The sequence below is a fragment of the Streptococcus suis S735 genome, from assembly GCF_000294495.1.
Lineage (GTDB): Bacteria > Bacillota > Bacilli > Lactobacillales > Streptococcaceae > Streptococcus > Streptococcus suis.
Genome location: NC_018526.1, coordinates 965,701 through 981,581 on the forward strand (window position 1 = coordinate 965,701; position 15,881 = coordinate 981,581).

Sequence of the window (15,881 nt, forward strand, 5' to 3'; positions counted from 1 at the left end):
CTAAAAACATTTTTCTTCTTATTATTATACTCTAACTTAAAAGAGTTTTCAATAGTAAATCTAATCTCTTCCCTGTAATTCACCTAATTTTCCTAAAGATTCTATTTTTTTCTCTAAGCGTAATAATGTTTCGTTTTGTTCATCAATTTTTGCCATCAAGATATCCAACTTCGTTTCTCGCTCTGTTTCAGAGAAAAAACGAGTTATTGTGGAGGTAACCATACCAAAAGTACAAATACCAACCAACATCAAGAGGATGGCTATAATTTTAGAAATCGTATCTTGGGGGACAATATCTCCATACCCTACAGTTGTCATCGTTACAATGGACCACCAAAGTGCATCGAAGAATGATTTTCCTTCAATTACTGATAATAAGACACTTGAAACTAGCACTGCTGAGATATTTAACATCAACACTTTGGATAAACTGTTGGTATGCAAAAGCTTGTTGATTGTATCCCAGAATCGATTAGACAGGGCAAATATTCTCGTTACTTTGACCAATCTGAAGAGTCGTGCAAGTCTTCCCAAGCGAAGAAAACTGAAGAATGAATCAAATGGAATAATGGCAATTAATTCCAAGATATGTCCCTGTACATATTCAAGTATGTCATCCGCATAATAAAGCTGAGCAAAATAATCGCAAACAAAAATAAACCATAAGAGCAAGTCTAGTACCCGATACCCACTAGAATTGGCAATACTAGCATCCATTAATTCAAGTACGATAAGAAATACATAGACTACAGCTATGTAGGTCATAGCCTTCTCATAAAAAGGATGACGAATCAATCGTTTAAGCATATTTCCCCCATTGCAAGGCAAATTTCTCATCAGATTTCATCTGCTCCATCAATCCTTCAATTCCATCAAATTTGACCATATCTCGAATTTTTTCAAACCAAAAAATAGTTATTTTTTCTCCGTAGATAAAGCGGTGAAACCCAAAAATATGGGCTTCTATCCGCATCTCCGTTCCATCAAAGGTCACATTTTTCCCAACGCTTGTCATAGCTCGATAGCGTTTTCCATCTACTTCGACATCAGCGACGTAGACTCCCTCAGATGGTAAATGGACACGGTCAAAAGGAGCCAGATTTGCAGTCGGATAGCCGATGGTGCGTCCTCTGGCATCTCCATGCACCACAATTCCCTCCGTCATAAATGGATAACCTAAAAGTTGATTAGCTAGAGAGACATCCCCTGACTGGATAGCCTGACGAATACGAGTTGACGAAACTTTCTCTCCGCCCAGGCTCACTTCACTTACAATTTCTACCTGACCATCAAATAACTCTGTCAAATCTTTGACATCTGCTCTGCAATTTCCAAAATGATAGTCGAAACCTGCAACCAAAATCTGGGCATTGAGACCTTTAATATAGCGCTCCATAAACTGCTGAGGAGTATTATTAGCAAATTCACTAGTAAAATCAGTCAAAATAAGATTATCAACACCATATTTTTTCAATAAGAGGTAGCGCTGCTCTTGACTAGTCAAATGCAGTAAAAGTTCTGGGCTAAAGCGAGAAAAAGCCAATCGAGGTGACTCTGGAAAGGTCAGAACAGTTACTGTCAAACCTTGCTCATCTGCTACTTTTCTTGCTCGATCAAGTAAAGCTTTGTGCCCAAGATGAATCCCATCAAAGTAGCCCAGTACTAAAACCGTCGGCTCCTCTTGATTCAATTCACTATAATGTTTAATTGTTCTAATGTTCATGTTTTCTATTTTATCACAGTTATTGAGAAATTTCTTAGACCAAAACCTTGCTCGGTTTATACAGCTGGTCGCGTTTTTCAAAAATAGCAATCAACTGACCATCATGAAAGCCTGCTAAGCGCTCTGCTTCTGCATTCAATTCGACAAATCGACCAAATGTAGCATCTTGCACCTGCTCTTCTTTCAATTCTACAACAGGTAAATCCCCGATACCACGTTCAATAGGTTGGAGGAATGAAAAATCATTTTCAGCTACCAGCGAAGAAATTTCTTCTAAAGTCAAGGCATCCGCTAGGTCCATTCCAGCTGATCCTGTTCGTTCCAACTTGGACATATGGCTGGCATAGCCCAACTTAGCCCCTAGGTCAACAGACAGGGTGCGGACATAGGTGCCCTTACCACAGCGAACTCGGAAGGTAAACCGTGCACAGTCATCTGCTAGTTCAATCGGGCTAGTCCGTTCAAAACTGTAAATCTCAATTTGGCGTTGAGGACGTTCAACTTCTTCGCCCGCCCGTGCGTATTCGTAGAGTTTACGGCCCTTGACCTTGACAGCAGAGTACATAGGCGGAATCTGGGTAATAGTGCCTACGAAACTGGTCATAGCCTCATCAACTGCCTGCTCTGCTATGTACAAAACCGGTGTCCGCTCAACAAGATCGCCAGATGCATCTTCTGTCGTGGTAGAGTAACCAATGGTAATCTCCCCCTCGTAAATCTTGCCCTCTTCCTGCATGTACTCAATCATGCGCGTGGCCTTGCCGACTGCAATGGGCAGAACACCTGTCACATCTGGATCCAAGGTCCCACCGTGACCAATCTTCTTCTCCTGCAAAATCTTGCGGAGCTTAAAAACAACATCATGCGAGGTCATACCTGCCTCTTTTTTTACATTAATAATTCCTGAAATCATGTTCTCATTATAACACAAAGGACCGCTCTTGTGGGCGGTCCGGTATCAATCAGTCATCGTAGAAACGATAGCTACCGAATGTTGTACCTATCAAATTCTCTAGTTCCTTATGAATACGTCGCATGGTTCCAGAAGGTGCTGCTTCATATGCAACTGCCTCATCAATGCTTTCCTCAGCCTCCTCATCATAGCCCCAAGAAAATATCAATGGGGCATCATAATAGCCTTCGTCACCAATTTTTATGGTCGGCCAATCCAACAGCTTGATTTCCTTTCAAAAATTCTCTAAATTTTTTTGCCTTGCTGATACGAATAGAAGTGTAATCTACTGAATTCTCAACTCGATTATCTGCACCTATATATTCAATCATATACTCCTGCTCCCTAAGACTGACCGCAACATCTACGCTCTTTCCTTCAATATAATAAGCCTTAAAAAGAATAAAGTCAATATTCTCGTATGTACGTTCAAATTGTTTCATGTTCTTTCCTTTCAAAAATGACTAAACTAGATATCCCGATGAAAATCGCTATCAATCTCAAAAAATGGTTGAATATCCTGAACATACTCCAAAACGCCTTGAAACTCTCCTTGGTCATCACGCACCGCCTTATAGACTACATAGACAAACTTGCCCATGCTCTCGGACTTGAACCACATGGCGTCCAATCTGGCTTGGTGTTCGTTTGAAAATCATGTCTTCGACAGGGTGGCTGTCATTGTAATATTGGAAAATGTCATCCTTGTTGACAAAGGTTAATTCCAGCGGTAAATGATTGAGGATAAGATTCGCTTGCTCAACAGATAAATAACCATTGCCGAAGGTCTGCGGACTAGTTCTGTCCTGAACAGTTTCTGACTTTTCCTTGGGTGTGAAGGCAATGGTAAACTGGCCTTCTGGCGTGTCGATAATCTGCTGATTTGGTCCTGCTGGCTGCAGAGAAACAGCATTTACTTCCTGCTCTGCTATTTCCCAAAAAGCCTCCCGATGAGGTACCCACTTGGCTGTCGGCTTGACAATGGCGTAGCCGTAGGCGTCACTGTCTACTGCCACTTGGAGCCAGTCGTCCTGGGTGAAAATCTCCAGCAAAATCATGAGAAGTATGGCTTCTTCCTTGAAAATCATCTCCTCGAACTCCTTGGCGAAGTTTTCAAAGTGAGCACGTGTCGCAGCTAGGTCACCTCCTTCAAGTGCCTTACGGGCCGTCTTGAAGAGATCGCGAATCTCGTCGTCCACACCCCACATGACCTTGGGCGGTGCATCATAACCGTACCGCTCCATAATGGGAAAGAAGACCTTTTCCTTGCGGGTATAGTGGTTTTCAAATTGACCGAGGAGGCCAAACTGGCGTGTCAAACCTTGCAGGAGCTGGTCTTTCAGCTCCGCATCCTCTGTCTGCTCATACTGGTCAATGATACGGCGGATGCGTAAGAGAGCTGCCCGCAGGGCAAGGTTTTCCTGCTTAAAGACATAGACAGGGTGTCCTTCCCGGTCCATATCCGCCACATCCACATCCGCAATGGCTCCTTTGAAGAGGTTGGCGTGGATATTGCAGAGGCTCATGACATCTTCAAAAGTGATACCCGTATCGCTGGACATGAGTTCATGCTCCATCATGGAGATTTCCAAGGCAGAAACTCCCGTGAAATGCTGATTAAACTGGTCCTGAACAGACTCTGGACTGGCCCCATTGTGCAGGTCCAAGAGAATATTCTTCAGAATGTCAACACGTTTTTCGGTCATGCTTCTCCTCCTATTACCTCGTAGCCGTTGCATTCCAAGACCTGTTGAATACGGTCTAGTGGAATCTTGGTCATCTTAGATCCTGTCTTCAGACTGGTTACCTTACCAACTGTGTTCAGCATAGCTGGATTTGCCAAGGGCTTGAAACCAAGCTCTACCAGAATGTCCTTGACTTCTGGGTGCTGGTTGATAATCTCTGCAACAGGCAGATTTAGGTCGATGGTGTTCATTTTACTTTTCCTCTATAATTTTTTTGTAAAATACAAGGCCAATTCATCATCGTTATAGGCTTTGGCACCTACTGGCAAAGAGCACCCTCGGTACCAGACACCGCTTCCGTCTGGTATGAAACCATGTTTTACATAGAGCCGTTGAGCCTTTCCATAATTTGCATTCAAACCAACTCCAATACCTACTGTATCCGTAAATTCTGAGGCAAGTTGGCAGATAGCATCTAATATAGTTAAATGAAACAAAAACAGTACATTTATGATATAATGTATTTATGGCATATTCATTAGATTTTCGTAAAAAAGTTCTCGCATACTGTGAGAAAACCGGCAGTATTACTGAAGCATCAGCTATTTTCCAAGTTTCACGTAACACTATCTATCAATGGCTAAAATTAAAAGAGAAAACCGGCGAGCTTCATCACCAAGTTAAAGGAACCAAGCCAAGAAAAGTGGATAGAGATAAATTAAAGAATTATCTTGAAACTCATCCAGATGCTTATTTGACTGAAATAGCTTCTGAATTTGACTGTCATCCAACAGCTATTCATTACGCCCTCAAAGCTATGGGATATACTCGAAAAAAAAGAGCTGTACCTACTATGAACAAGACCCTGAAAAAGTAGAACTGTTCCTTAAAGAATTGAATAACTTAAGCCACTTGACTCCTGTTTATATTGACGAGACAGGGTTTGAGACATATTTTCATCGAAAATATGGTCGCTCTTTGAAAGGTCAGTTGATAAAAGGTAAGGTCTCTGGAAGAAGATACCAGCGGATATCTTTAGTAGCAGGTCTCATAAATGGTGCGCTTATAGCCCCGATGACATACAAAGATACTATGACGAGTGGCTTTTTCGAAGCTTGGTTCAAAACATTCTTACTACCCACTTTAGGTAAACCATCTGTTATCATTATGGACAATGCAAAGTTTCATAGGATGAGTAAGCTAAAAGATTTATGCGAGGAGCAGGGACATAGACTTTTACCACTTCCTCCTTACTCACCGGAATATAATCCCATTGAGAAAATATGGGCTCACATCAAAAAACACCTCAGAAGAGTATTGCCAAATTGCGATACTTTTCTTGAGGCACTTTCGTCCTGCTCTTGTTTCAGTTGACTATAATTGCCAACCTATCCCCTGATTTTGAAAGTCTTCAAAAACATTGAAATCAGCAATTTCAGGTATTCCAGATTGGTAAAACTGTCCCTCCTTCACTTGCTTAATCAAGGTGATATAACCTTTACAAACCCCCGTTTCTTCAGCAACTAGGACGATACGTTCTCCCTTTTCTTGTTCCCTTAAATAGTTGGTTAAAATCTCTTTGCGGGAGGGCCAACCTTGCTTCTGGAAGGCCTCATCAAGTTGAAGTATATGCTCAAATTGTAACGGAACAATCATCTCAATCCTCCCTCAACGCCTCAAACTTGGCTTTCATGGTTGGGTTATTGCGGGTTAGTTTTTTGACGGAGACATCGTCTAGTTTATTATTAGCTAGGCGAAGCTGGTTTTCGCTGGTGGTCAGGGCTGCTTTGACAGCCTCCATTCGCTTGATTGCCTTGTCGATTTCATCAATAGCTTTTTGGAAATTGTTGCTGGCCGATTGATAGTTTTTGGCAAAAGCATTCTTGAAAATTTCCAAATCTTCTTCAAAATGAGTAATATCAATATTCTGCTCCTTAACCAAGGCTAACTCCTGCTGATATTGCAGACTATTGAGCGCAGCATTTCGTAAAATTCCGATTAATTGGATAAAGAACTGTGGTCGAATAACATACATCTTCTCATATTCATGACTAACATCCACAATCCCTATATTGTAATAGTCATTGTCCGCCTCTAGCATGCTGACTAATACAGCATATTCGCATTTTTTCTCCCGACGGTCCTTATCCAACTCCTTAAAGAAATCAGCGTTTTTATGCTTGGTCTTGGTCGTATCTGCCTCGTTTTTCATTTCGAACATGATGGAAATAAATTCCAAGCCCGACTCGTCAAAATCACGGAAGATGAAATCTCCTTTTGAACCGGACGCTGATACTTCGTTGTCCTTAGCAAATTTGGCACGTGGAAAAGCATAGGAACGAACCTTGTTAAACTCCGCCTCAGCAAATTGCTCCAAGCTCTCTCCAATTGCCTTAGTAGACTGCTGAGCCTTGAAATTTTTGTAAAATTCCACCTGCTCATCCGCCGCCTTGAGCCGTACTTCGTACTCCTGACGAGTGGTCGCCAGGGCTAACTCTTGCTTTTGTTCCTGCAAAACCAAAGCATTTTGTGCCGCATCCCTCTCTTTTTCCACCTGAGCTACCGCCTGCTGCAACTCCAAGTCCTTGGCGAGACCGATTTGCCCCAACTGAGCCTTAAGCTCTTGGATTTCTTGGTCTTTTTGGGAAATAGCAGAGCTGATTTCCAGTTCCGTCTGACTAGCAAATTTATCAAGTTTTGCGGTCAGTTCCAGAATCTCCTTATCCTTATCACTCAATCTAGCCTGCAAATCATTTTCAGCCTTCTGGCTTAATAATTCCCGTTCCCGCTCCAAACGGTCGTAGATTTCCTTATCAAACTCCGCACCACGCACCTGGGCTAAAAGCTGACTATATTCTGTTTCATTGACCTGAAAGGCCGTCCCACAATGGGGGCAAGTAATTTGATGCATATACTCTCACTTTCTTCTTTTCAAATAAGATATTAATTTATGTAAAACCGTAGCTACTCCCAGCGCCAATAAAAAATAAAAGAAACGAACCGCATTTCTAGCATCTGGAAGTGATAGAGCCCAAAGGACAAAAATCGTTATGGCAGTCGGCCATCTCCAGCCCCAGGTCATCTTCCGTTTGATAAACCATTCCATCCAATCTTCATTAGAATCAAACCGTGTTTCATAATATTCTTCTTTCAGTTGTTCCCACCACTTTTTCATAACAGCCTCCTTTCAGATCACAGACCTTCTAATTCAAGCTCCAGAAAAGTCCTCCACTTTTCCTGCAAGGGTTGACACACAGGCGGCTCCTGACCTTCTAAGAATTTTTTGATACATTCATTTTGCACCAACCAGCCTGTCATGTCTTTTTGAGCATTCGCAAATTCATTACCAAAATCTTCTGGAATTCGTTCTTCAAAAGTAATCAAGGTCTGATTTTCTAGCTGAGACAGTGCAAATGAAACTGTTGCTGAATCCCACCTGTAGGCAATTTTCTCATTTTTTCGGTATTCCAGTAAATCCATAACTTCACGAAATCCTTCCATTTCAAAAACCAGCGTATTTCCTACAATGTTCAACTGTGGAAACCAGTGGGCAAAACCACTGTCTGTCGCCAACAAATCCCAGGACTCCGCCAAACTAGCCGACACAGAATAGCAAATGCTGAACAGGTAGTGCCCCGCCTCTTTCTTCACACTAATCTTCATATCATGCTCCTATTCTATCCTTCTATTAATTATACCAAAAAACACCGGTCTATAACCGATATTTCCATTGTCTCTATTCTTTAAGCATGAATGCTATTCATTCCAGAGGATCGAAAAACGGTATCTTGAAATCTGAATTATTTTTTATAACATCTTTCATAGACTGTCCTTACCTTTGTTTATCTGGCTCATACTCCATGTTTTGTATCCCCTAGCAATGTTAGACTTTCCTGCCACATAATGGACATTGTCATTTTTGAAACACTTCTATATTTCATTCGTCACCTAATTTATTTTAACATATAGAACAGAGTTTAGTATTTCAATCATTCCTTTCTCATTTTATGCTATACTAGATGTATTGAAAACAAGGAGGTTTATATGATAAAACTAATCGCTCTTGATATGGACGGAACCCTTTTAAACGAGAAAAAAGAGCTGATGCAGCCACAGATTGATGCCATTCATCAGGCTGTTGAAGCGGGCTTCAAGATTGTTCTTTGTACTGGTCGGCCCTTGGCTGGTGTTAAACCTTTCGTAGAGCAGCTCGGCTTTGACACCGAGGAAGAATTTATCATTGTCAATAACGGCTGTTCAACCCATTCGACAAAGGATTGGAGCCTGATTGACTGGGAAGAACTATCTATCTCTGATATTGATTATCTTTCCACTTTTATTGAAAATGCTGATGTGCAAATCTCTCTTTTTGATGAGGAAGACTACTTCGTTCTTGCAGAAAAAGCCAATGCACGCGTTAATTTAGACGCAGGTTTGGTAGGAATGACTCCTCAACCAATTGATTTAAAAGAAGCCCAGTCAGGTCAGTATCGCTTCTTTGAAGCCATGTTTGTCGGTGAAAAAGTGCATATTGATGCCTTTGAAAATCAACACAATCCTGTACTCAGCAAACGCTATTCCACCGTTCGTTCACAGGACTATCTCTTGGAAATTTTACCAAACGGTGCCAGCAAGGCCTCTGGTTTAAAAAAATTGGCAGACCGCCTCGGTATCCTCCCAGAAGAAATCATGGCTATGGGAGATGCCAACAACGACCTGGAAATGATTGAATTTGCTGGACTTGGTATTGCCATGGGAAATGCCAACGAGCAGGTCAAGGCTATCGCCCAGGACATCACAGACACCAATGAAAACAACGGCGTTGCCAAGGCCATTGAAAAACACATTTTGAACAAATAAGGAGACAATATGAAATACCCAACACTCTTAGACCGTTTCTTGGTCTATGTCAAAGAAAATACTCGCTCAGATGAAAATTCGACAACCACTCCTTCTACCCAAAACCAAGTCGAGTTTGCACAGAATATCCTTCTGCCTGAAATGGAACGGATTGGTTTGCAGAATGTCCACTACCTACCAAACGGTTTTGCAGTGGGAACACTGCCTGCCAACGACCCAAGTTTGACCCGCAAGATTGGCTTCATCGCCCACATGGATACGGCTGATTTCAACGCAGAAGGTGTGAATCCTCAGATTATCGAAAACTACGACGGTAACCCAATTGCCTTGGGAACTTCTGGCTATGAATTGCATCCAAAAGACTTCCCACAACTTGCCAACTACCACGGTCAAATCCTGATTACCACAGACGGTACTACCTTGCTAGGCTCTGATGACAAATCAGGAATTGCAGAAATCATGACAGCTATTGAATTCCTAATCCAAAACCCCGACATCAAACACTGCGAAATCCGTGTCGGCTTTGGTCCTGACGAAGAAATCGGTGTCGGAGCAGACAAGTTTGATGTGAAAGACTTCGATGTGGACTTTGCCTACACTATGGACGGTGGACCGCTGGGCGAACTCCAGTACGAAACCTTCTCAGCAGCAGGTGCAAAGATTGATTTCCTAGGACGCAATGTCCACCCAGGATCTGCTAAGGACCAGATGATCAATGCCTTCCAAATGGCTATTGATTTCCACAATGCCCTTCCAGAAACAGACCGCCCTGAAAAAACCGAAGGATATGAAGGTTTCTTCCACTTGATGAACATGGAGGGCAGCGTTGATACTGCTTCTACCACCTATATCATCCGCGACTTTGAGGAAGAAGATTTCCAAGCCCGCAAGCAACTCATGCTGGACATCGCTGAAAAGATGAATGCCAACTTTGACACTCCACGCGTCATTGTCAACCTACATGACCAGTACTACAACATGAAGAAAATCATCGAAAAAGATATGACTCCAATTAACATTGCTAAGGACGTTATGGAAAATCTAGGCATCAAGCCACTGATTGAGCCTGTTCGCGGAGGAACAGACGGCTCTAAGATTTCCTTCATGGGCATTCCAACACCAAATATCTTCGCAGGTGGCGAAAACATGCACGGTCGCTTCGAGTTCGTCAGCTTAGAAACCATGGAAAAAGCCGTCGATGTCATCCTTGGAATCGTCGCTTACAAATAAAATTTCAAACGGCTTTCAATAGAAAGTCGTTTTTTTCTGAAAAAATTTTAAAAAAATGCCATTTTATGTTGTGTTATTGAACTAATACTAGTATAATAGAACTATAAAAAAGAAATGGAGTTTTATTATGACAGAAGAAACATTAGCACAGGGAATTCTCATTGGCATTTGGGGTACAACACTACTATTTTCATTTATTTGGTATATTCTTGTTGCTATTTCCAACTACATCCTCTTCAAAAAAGCAGGCTACGCTGGTTGGAAATCATTGATTCCAATCTACAATCTCTATATCCAACAATGCATCACCTTCGGCTATGAAAAAAGATGGTTCATTCTATTCTTACTAATTCCACTAGCAGGACCATTATATGGCATCTATCTCGTTTACAATTTTGGTCGTAGCTTCGGTTTATCAGCTGTACAAGCTATCTTCTATGTTCTTCTTACACCTATCTTTAACCTCTACATCGCCTTTAATGATGGAAGTCGTTACCAAGGTCCACAAGAATTCTTTATTGATTAATATACAATCAAGCCCCCGCACACGCGGAGGCTTTTTTAAACGAATAGAAAAATAAGAAGAACCATCATGACTAGGCTGACCAAAATAGATAAGGAGTTAACGTTGGCAGGTTCAGCTGAGCGACTACCTAACTTTAATGCATAAATTGGGGACATGACTGAAATCGGAGAAACTAGACAGACCAGCAACATGATTTTCATCGTTTTATCAATAGGTAGAAGAAAATAAATGACTCCTGCTATTAGAATATTCGCACCCAGCCTCAAAGAGAGAAGATAGGCCAATCGACTAATTTCTTGCCAATTCAATTTTAAATCAAGCAAGATTCCCAACATGAGCATGGCTAAAAAAGGATTGGCGTTACTGGCTATCGTCAGCGCAGAGATAAGTTCGCGTGGAAGTTTGATAGAGCAGACTGCTAACGATAGGCTAACTAGATAGACTACTAGTGGAACTGAGCGTGAAAGATTCTTTATAAAAGTTGCAACGGTCATTCTTTCCTGCTCTTCATCCACACCAGCTGCGATACTGTAATTCCCACCTAGAACCATGATTGCATTCCCCGCATCAAATACGATGACACTTAGTAGACTAGATAGCGGAAAAAAAGCTTGCACAAATGGGAGTGTAAAGGTTCCAATATTATAGCCTGATAACTGCATAAGACCGACGGAAGTCTGTTGACCAGACTTCTTTGCTTCCCAGTATCCTACCATATCCAAAAAAAGATTACAAAGAATCCCTAATATGAAGGGAAGGTATAAATCTATAGATACTTGGGTTGTCGCTGAAGCTACAAGGAGAGAAGCTGGTAGCGTAACATTCATCACTAAGCTAGAAAAGATTCTTGCATCTTCCCTTCGAACAATCCCTTTGACTTTTAATGTATAACCTAAACCGATAACAAAGATAAAACCGAGAGCACGGGCTAATAATTCAAGTTCATTCATGAAACTAGTATAGCATATAGAAAAGAATTTTGATGATATATAAAAATTTTATATAATCGCTTGATTTTGCTAAACAATAGGTATATAATTTATATATAAAATAATTACATAAAGATAAAGAGGTGAGTTTATGTACTACCCCGTATCCTCTATCTTGATAGAATTTCTGGTCTTAGCCATCGTGGAAAAGCAGGATTCCTACGGCTATGAAATCAGTCAAACCATCAAGATAGTTGCTGATATAAAGGAATCCACACTCTACCCTATTTTGAAAAAATTGGAAAAGGCGGGCTACGTCACCACCTATACCCAAGAATTTCAAGGGAGAAAGAGAAAATACTACACCATCACACCTGCTGGACGTGAGCACATCCCCTTCCTGCAAGGTGAATGGAATAGCTACAAAGACCATATTGACGGAATTATAGAAGGGAGCTTACGAAAATGACACGCGCAGATTATTTGAACCAACTGGAACAAGCATTATTTCAACTTCATCCAAGTGCCAGACAGGAGGCTTTAGACTACTTCAATGAATATTTTGACGAAAAGGATAACGACGAGGAAGCTATTATAGAGCTAGGAACACCTGATGAAGCAGCAAAGGAAATCATTGCCAATCTACCTGAAGATGCCCTAATCACCGAGCAAGACCAAGCAAGTCCACATTCATCTAAACCATTTGATTTCAACTTTGATTTTGATTTTCAATTTGACTGGGAGAATTTTTTCAACAATTTTAAACATTCAGCCTATCAAGCTAGGGAAAGAATTAAATTGACGGCGAAGATTGAAGAATTACCTGAGTTTTCAAATCTACAGATTTCGCTCGAAGATCAGGCTCTTAGCGTTCAAAGTTATAACGGAGAAGCTGTCTTATTGCACAATCCTGTTTCAGAAGATGGTAGCTACCAGGCTTTTGACTATCAACTGGTTCAGGATAGTTTGTACCTAACAAGCAAGCCTACCCCTAATCACCTCTACTTCTCAAACAATCAAACCAGCTCTGCTATTCTCAAAATCCCTAAAAAACTACTGCCCCTTACTAGTCTCAATCTGAAAACGACAGATAGTAGTCTGACGATGGCGGCTGTGCAAGCGAGCGAACAGCTAGTCATCAATGCAAAAGATAGCAGTATCAGCATGACGAAAGTGAGCTGCCCAAGCTCTGCTCTACGGTTAGAAGACTCTACACTAACTATCTCAGATGGACAGATGAGCGAGTTAAAATTGGAAGCCAGCGATGCTGTTATCACTCTCTCAAGCATGAGCCTTTCAGATGCAAGGATAACATTAGAAGACTGTGTCTGGAAGTTGAAGGATTTTGTTATTGAAAAGAGCCTTAACTGCCAGGCTGAAGATTCTGTCTTAACCTATAAACCAAGTACGGACATCAGTTTAGACATCTGGGAGGAAGATTCTAGCCTTAAACTTCCAAAGGATAAGGCGTTTACAATGATGAAAGAGGGTGACATCACTCATCTCAGCTACAAGCAAGAAAATAGCCCTGCTCAGCTAGTTATTCATTGTCAAGACTGCCAGCTTAGTGTGGGATAAAGGAGGTTTCCATGAATCGCAAGGAATATTTACAGAAACTCGAAAAATATCTCAAAAACCTACCAAAAGAAGATTTTCAAGATACCTTGGACTATTTCAATGAATATTTTGACGAAAAGGAAAACGATGAGCAAGCTATTCAAGAGCTAGGCAGTCCAAAAGAAGCCGCCCATGAAATCCTAGCCAATCTCTATGATAAAGAGAAGACTGAGGATAAGCCAAATACCCGCAATATGGTCTGGCTGACCATCCTCTCTATCCTTGCCGCCCCAATCGGCGTCCCCCTAGCAATCACCTTGGTCGCCCTCTTCATCACCCTTCTCCTAATCATCTTTAGCCTCTTTCTGCTCCTTATCTCACTCTGGATTGTCCTCCTCAGTCTAGCAATCGCCCAGCTACTCCTCGCCTTTGACCTCTTCACACTATCATGGTCTACCTCCCTCCTCTTCACAGGCCTGGCCCTCATCTGCTTGGCCCTCACTCTATTGGGTAGTAAATTCACTCTAGACCTTGGAAGCAAAACCTTCTTGCTTGTTTTACATTGGATACAAAGAAAGATTCGCAAAGGAGGCTATTATGAAACAGCTTAAACCATTTACGAAAATCAGTCTGAGCCTGTTCACTCTTGGAACAATTCTCAGTCTCATTGGCTACCTGGCTGGCGGTTGGACAAATATGAAAACTGTTGCAGAAAACTATTTTCAGCCCCAAACGGCAAGCTTTACGGATATTCGTTCTATAGAGGTCAATGAAAAACTGTCCATTATGCCCTCGCCTGACAAACAATTTCACCTCCACTATTACCGAAATCAGCACAAAGGCATTGACCTCCTCAGCCACCAAGTTCAACATGGAAAATTAACCATTTCTAGTGCCTATCAAGGCATCGTTACTTATGATGGTTTACTCGAACCTATCTTAAATCTTGTCAATGACCAGAATGTTGCCTACTACCAACCTGTCTTACAGGTCCCTAAAAATAGCACAATCGAAACACTCTCAGGGAGCATTCAAGGAGATGTCTATCTGGATAAAGTGACTATTCAAGATTTCCAACTCTTTGTTGAAAATGGTGACATGTTGATTGAAAACAGTCAACTCAGCTTTGCTCATTTGTCACACCTCAATGGAGAAGTAGCAATCAATCATTCCACATTAATAAGTCCGAAAGACATTTCCGATACTGTCGGCAGTAGCTTAACGATTGAGGATGGGGATTTTAAAGCTGAAAACCTAAAACTAGAAGGAAGACATAGTATCAGTAATTACGGTGGTTCAATCGACATTTCTCTTCATTCCAAAACAAAAACTGACATCCATATAGATGCCAGTCAAAATAATCTGGGAATTGACCTTCCAACCTATTCCAATCCCCAATCCACTAATTACCTCAACATCTCTACACTAGATGGTGAATTGAGCATTCGGTAATCGCTAAAAAGCCCTCCTCACGGAAGGCTTTTCTATTTATTTAAACAACAAAATAGAGATCAATGCCAAGATAGCTGGTCCACCTTGGGTTAAGATAATTTTTGGACTTGCTGTAATAGCACCATAAGCTGCTGCAGCAATAACACATAGAACAAAAATGCTTGTAATTTCTAAATTACCAGTAAAAATACCGTAGAACAAGAAGACCGCCAACAAGCCATTATAAATTCCTTGATTCTTGAACAATGCAGTCACAGACTTACGTTGTAATTCTTCCTTCTCCATATTGAATACGCGACTAGTAGAGTCTGAATGGGTCGCAAAGGTTTCCAAATACATGATATATAGGTGCTCAATAGCTACGATACTAGCTAGAATAGTGGTAAAAATAGACATAATGTCTCCTCTCAAAAAATTATATAGGTAGATTTTGCAAGCCAATCAATAGTTTATCAAGAGTGGCTAGGAATTGCTCGCTCTCCTCAACAGTTAGAATCTGATTCATCGAAGCTTTGATAGCTTGGTGGTGGGCAGAAGGATTCGTGATTAGCGCTTCTCTAGCCTGCTCAGTTGGCCAGACAAGTACTTCTCTCTGATTGTCAGGATTTCGCTTGCGAATGATATAGCCACTCTCCTCCAACAATTTGAGATGACGCGTAACCGCTGCGCGGTCTATCTGAAGCCGCTCCTGCAAAGCCAACTGATGCAGGGGTGCATCTTTTAGTAATGTTTGCAATATTGAATAGCGTGTCAAACTGATTCCCAACTGCTTTTCAAAAAGATTGGAAATCGTCTCATCTGTCACTTTCAATCTGTATAACAAATCTTCCATTTCTTGCATTATCTACCTCTTTTGATTGATTAATCAATCATTGATGAGTCAATTATACTACAATCCGAACAATTTTCAACTATTTTGCCTATCTATTAAAAAAATATGTTGCCTACACCTATATTTTGTTATAAT

The 15,881-nt window shown here is 41.2% G+C and carries 22 protein-coding genes and 1 pseudogene; 8 read left to right on the forward strand and 15 right to left on the reverse strand.

Annotated features, from left to right (window positions below; translation table 11 throughout):
- Positions 1-60: 60 nt before the first annotated feature.
- The 8 genes and pseudogenes from YYK_RS04775 to YYK_RS04810 all read right to left on the reverse strand — a co-directional run bounded on the left by YYK_RS04775 (position 61) and on the right by YYK_RS04810 (position 4,857).
- Positions 61-807, reverse strand: coding sequence for a potassium channel family protein (locus tag YYK_RS04775; RefSeq protein WP_012775162.1), 747 nt, complete (start codon positions 805-807; stop codon positions 61-63).
- Positions 800-1,723: a bifunctional riboflavin kinase/FAD synthetase gene (locus YYK_RS04780; protein WP_014917251.1), complete on the reverse strand. Its 924-nt coding sequence runs from the start codon at positions 1,721-1,723 to the stop codon at positions 800-802. The genes YYK_RS04775 and YYK_RS04780 overlap by 8 nt, the downstream gene beginning before the upstream one ends.
- A 34-nt stretch (positions 1,724-1,757) precedes the next feature.
- On the reverse strand, positions 1,758-2,636 hold the full coding sequence (gene truB / locus YYK_RS04785; RefSeq protein WP_012775585.1) for a tRNA pseudouridine(55) synthase TruB: 879 nt from the start codon (positions 2,634-2,636) through the stop codon (positions 1,758-1,760).
- A 49-nt stretch (positions 2,637-2,685) separates the two neighbouring features.
- Complete coding sequence (locus YYK_RS04790; RefSeq protein ID WP_012027091.1) at positions 2,686-2,895, reverse strand: hypothetical protein; 210 nt, start codon at positions 2,893-2,895, stop codon at positions 2,686-2,688.
- On the reverse strand, positions 2,867-3,118 hold the full coding sequence (locus YYK_RS04795) for a hypothetical protein (protein ID WP_014636000.1): 252 nt from the start codon (positions 3,116-3,118) through the stop codon (positions 2,867-2,869). Before YYK_RS04795 ends, YYK_RS04790 begins: the two co-directional genes overlap by 29 nt.
- A gap of 26 nt (positions 3,119-3,144) precedes the next feature.
- Positions 3,145-4,381, reverse strand: a pseudogene (locus YYK_RS04800) (DUF438 domain-containing protein).
- The gene (locus YYK_RS04805) at positions 4,378-4,611 is read right to left on the reverse strand and encodes a DUF1858 domain-containing protein (protein WP_012027094.1); all 234 of its coding nucleotides are present in this window, start codon (positions 4,609-4,611) and stop codon (positions 4,378-4,380) included. Before YYK_RS04805 ends, YYK_RS04800 begins: the two are co-directional and overlap by 4 nt.
- Positions 4,612-4,623: 12 nt before the next feature.
- On the reverse strand, positions 4,624-4,857 hold the full coding sequence (locus YYK_RS04810; RefSeq protein WP_012027095.1) for a histone acetyltransferase: 234 nt from the start codon (positions 4,855-4,857) through the stop codon (positions 4,624-4,626).
- A gap of 29 nt (positions 4,858-4,886) precedes the next feature.
- Between YYK_RS04810 and YYK_RS09945 the strand changes: the two genes are divergently transcribed.
- A protein-coding gene (locus YYK_RS09945) for an IS630 family transposase (RefSeq protein ID WP_094122532.1) occupies positions 4,887-5,734 on the forward strand; the annotation gives its coding sequence in 2 pieces (ribosomal slippage) (positions 4,887-5,190 and positions 5,190-5,734; 849 coding nt in all).
- Here YYK_RS09945 and YYK_RS04825 read toward each other — a convergent pair.
- Genes YYK_RS04825 through YYK_RS04840 form a run of 4 tightly spaced genes read right to left on the reverse strand, consistent with a single transcriptional unit; the run spans position 5,735 to position 8,023 of the window.
- Positions 5,735-6,016 carry a GNAT family N-acetyltransferase gene (locus YYK_RS04825; protein ID WP_012027096.1) on the reverse strand — a complete coding sequence of 94 codons (282 nt, stop codon included), beginning with the start codon at positions 6,014-6,016 and terminating at the stop codon, positions 5,735-5,737.
- A 1-nt stretch (position 6,017) separates the two neighbouring features.
- Positions 6,018-7,271, reverse strand: coding sequence for a DUF2130 domain-containing protein (locus tag YYK_RS04830; protein WP_012027097.1), 1,254 nt, complete (start codon positions 7,269-7,271; stop codon positions 6,018-6,020).
- 6 nt (positions 7,272-7,277) lie between these two features.
- Positions 7,278-7,535: a hypothetical protein gene (locus tag YYK_RS04835; RefSeq protein ID WP_002940881.1), complete on the reverse strand. Its 258-nt coding sequence runs from the start codon at positions 7,533-7,535 to the stop codon at positions 7,278-7,280.
- 17 nt (positions 7,536-7,552) lie between these two features.
- Positions 7,553-8,023 carry an SRPBCC family protein gene (locus tag YYK_RS04840; RefSeq protein ID WP_012027098.1) on the reverse strand — a complete coding sequence of 157 codons (471 nt, stop codon included), beginning with the start codon at positions 8,021-8,023 and terminating at the stop codon, positions 7,553-7,555.
- Between the two features lie 381 nt (positions 8,024-8,404).
- Between YYK_RS04840 and YYK_RS04845 the strand changes: the two genes are divergently transcribed.
- The 3 genes from YYK_RS04845 (at position 8,405) to YYK_RS04855 (ending at position 10,976) form a co-directional block, all read left to right on the forward strand.
- Positions 8,405-9,220 carry a Cof-type HAD-IIB family hydrolase gene (locus YYK_RS04845; protein ID WP_012027099.1) on the forward strand — a complete coding sequence of 272 codons (816 nt, stop codon included), beginning with the start codon at positions 8,405-8,407 and terminating at the stop codon, positions 9,218-9,220.
- Between the two features lie 9 nt (positions 9,221-9,229).
- Positions 9,230-10,450: a peptidase T gene (gene pepT, locus YYK_RS04850; protein WP_012027100.1), complete on the forward strand. Its 1,221-nt coding sequence runs from the start codon at positions 9,230-9,232 to the stop codon at positions 10,448-10,450.
- A gap of 127 nt (positions 10,451-10,577) precedes the next feature.
- The gene (locus YYK_RS04855) at positions 10,578-10,976 is read left to right on the forward strand and encodes a DUF5684 domain-containing protein (protein ID WP_012028234.1); all 399 of its coding nucleotides are present in this window, start codon (positions 10,578-10,580) and stop codon (positions 10,974-10,976) included.
- Positions 10,977-11,011: 35 nt separating this feature from the next.
- On the opposite strand, the gene YYK_RS04860 is transcribed toward YYK_RS04855, so the two are convergent.
- A complete protein-coding gene (locus YYK_RS04860) occupies positions 11,012-11,926 on the reverse strand; it encodes an AEC family transporter (RefSeq protein WP_012027102.1) in 915 nt (304 codons plus the stop codon).
- Positions 11,927-12,056: 130 nt separating this feature from the next.
- On the opposite strand from YYK_RS04860, the gene YYK_RS04865 reads away from it, so the two are divergent.
- The 4 genes from YYK_RS04865 to YYK_RS04880 are packed head-to-tail and all read left to right on the forward strand — an operon-like array spanning position 12,057 to position 14,914.
- Positions 12,057-12,374: a PadR family transcriptional regulator gene (locus tag YYK_RS04865; protein ID WP_002940906.1), complete on the forward strand. Its 318-nt coding sequence runs from the start codon at positions 12,057-12,059 to the stop codon at positions 12,372-12,374.
- Positions 12,371-13,483, forward strand: a complete 1,113-nt coding sequence (locus tag YYK_RS04870; RefSeq protein WP_012027103.1) for a DUF4097 family beta strand repeat-containing protein — start codon at positions 12,371-12,373, stop codon at positions 13,481-13,483. The genes YYK_RS04865 and YYK_RS04870 overlap by 4 nt, the downstream gene beginning before the upstream one ends.
- 11 nt (positions 13,484-13,494) lie before the next feature.
- Complete coding sequence (locus tag YYK_RS04875) at positions 13,495-14,073, forward strand: DUF1700 domain-containing protein (protein ID WP_012027104.1); 579 nt, start codon at positions 13,495-13,497, stop codon at positions 14,071-14,073.
- Complete coding sequence (locus tag YYK_RS04880; protein WP_014917252.1) at positions 14,060-14,914, forward strand: DUF4097 family beta strand repeat-containing protein; 855 nt, start codon at positions 14,060-14,062, stop codon at positions 14,912-14,914. Before YYK_RS04875 ends, YYK_RS04880 begins: the two co-directional genes overlap by 14 nt.
- A gap of 36 nt (positions 14,915-14,950) precedes the next feature.
- Here the strand turns inward: YYK_RS04880 and YYK_RS04885 are convergent, their stop codons facing one another.
- Positions 14,951-15,310 (reverse strand): DUF1304 domain-containing protein, encoded by a 360-nt coding sequence (locus tag YYK_RS04885; protein WP_012775165.1) that lies wholly within the window; start codon positions 15,308-15,310, stop codon positions 14,951-14,953.
- 19 nt (positions 15,311-15,329) lie between these two features.
- A complete protein-coding gene (locus YYK_RS04890) occupies positions 15,330-15,755 on the reverse strand; it encodes a MarR family winged helix-turn-helix transcriptional regulator (RefSeq protein ID WP_012027107.1) in 426 nt (141 codons plus the stop codon).
- Between the last annotated feature and the right edge of the window lie 126 nt (positions 15,756-15,881).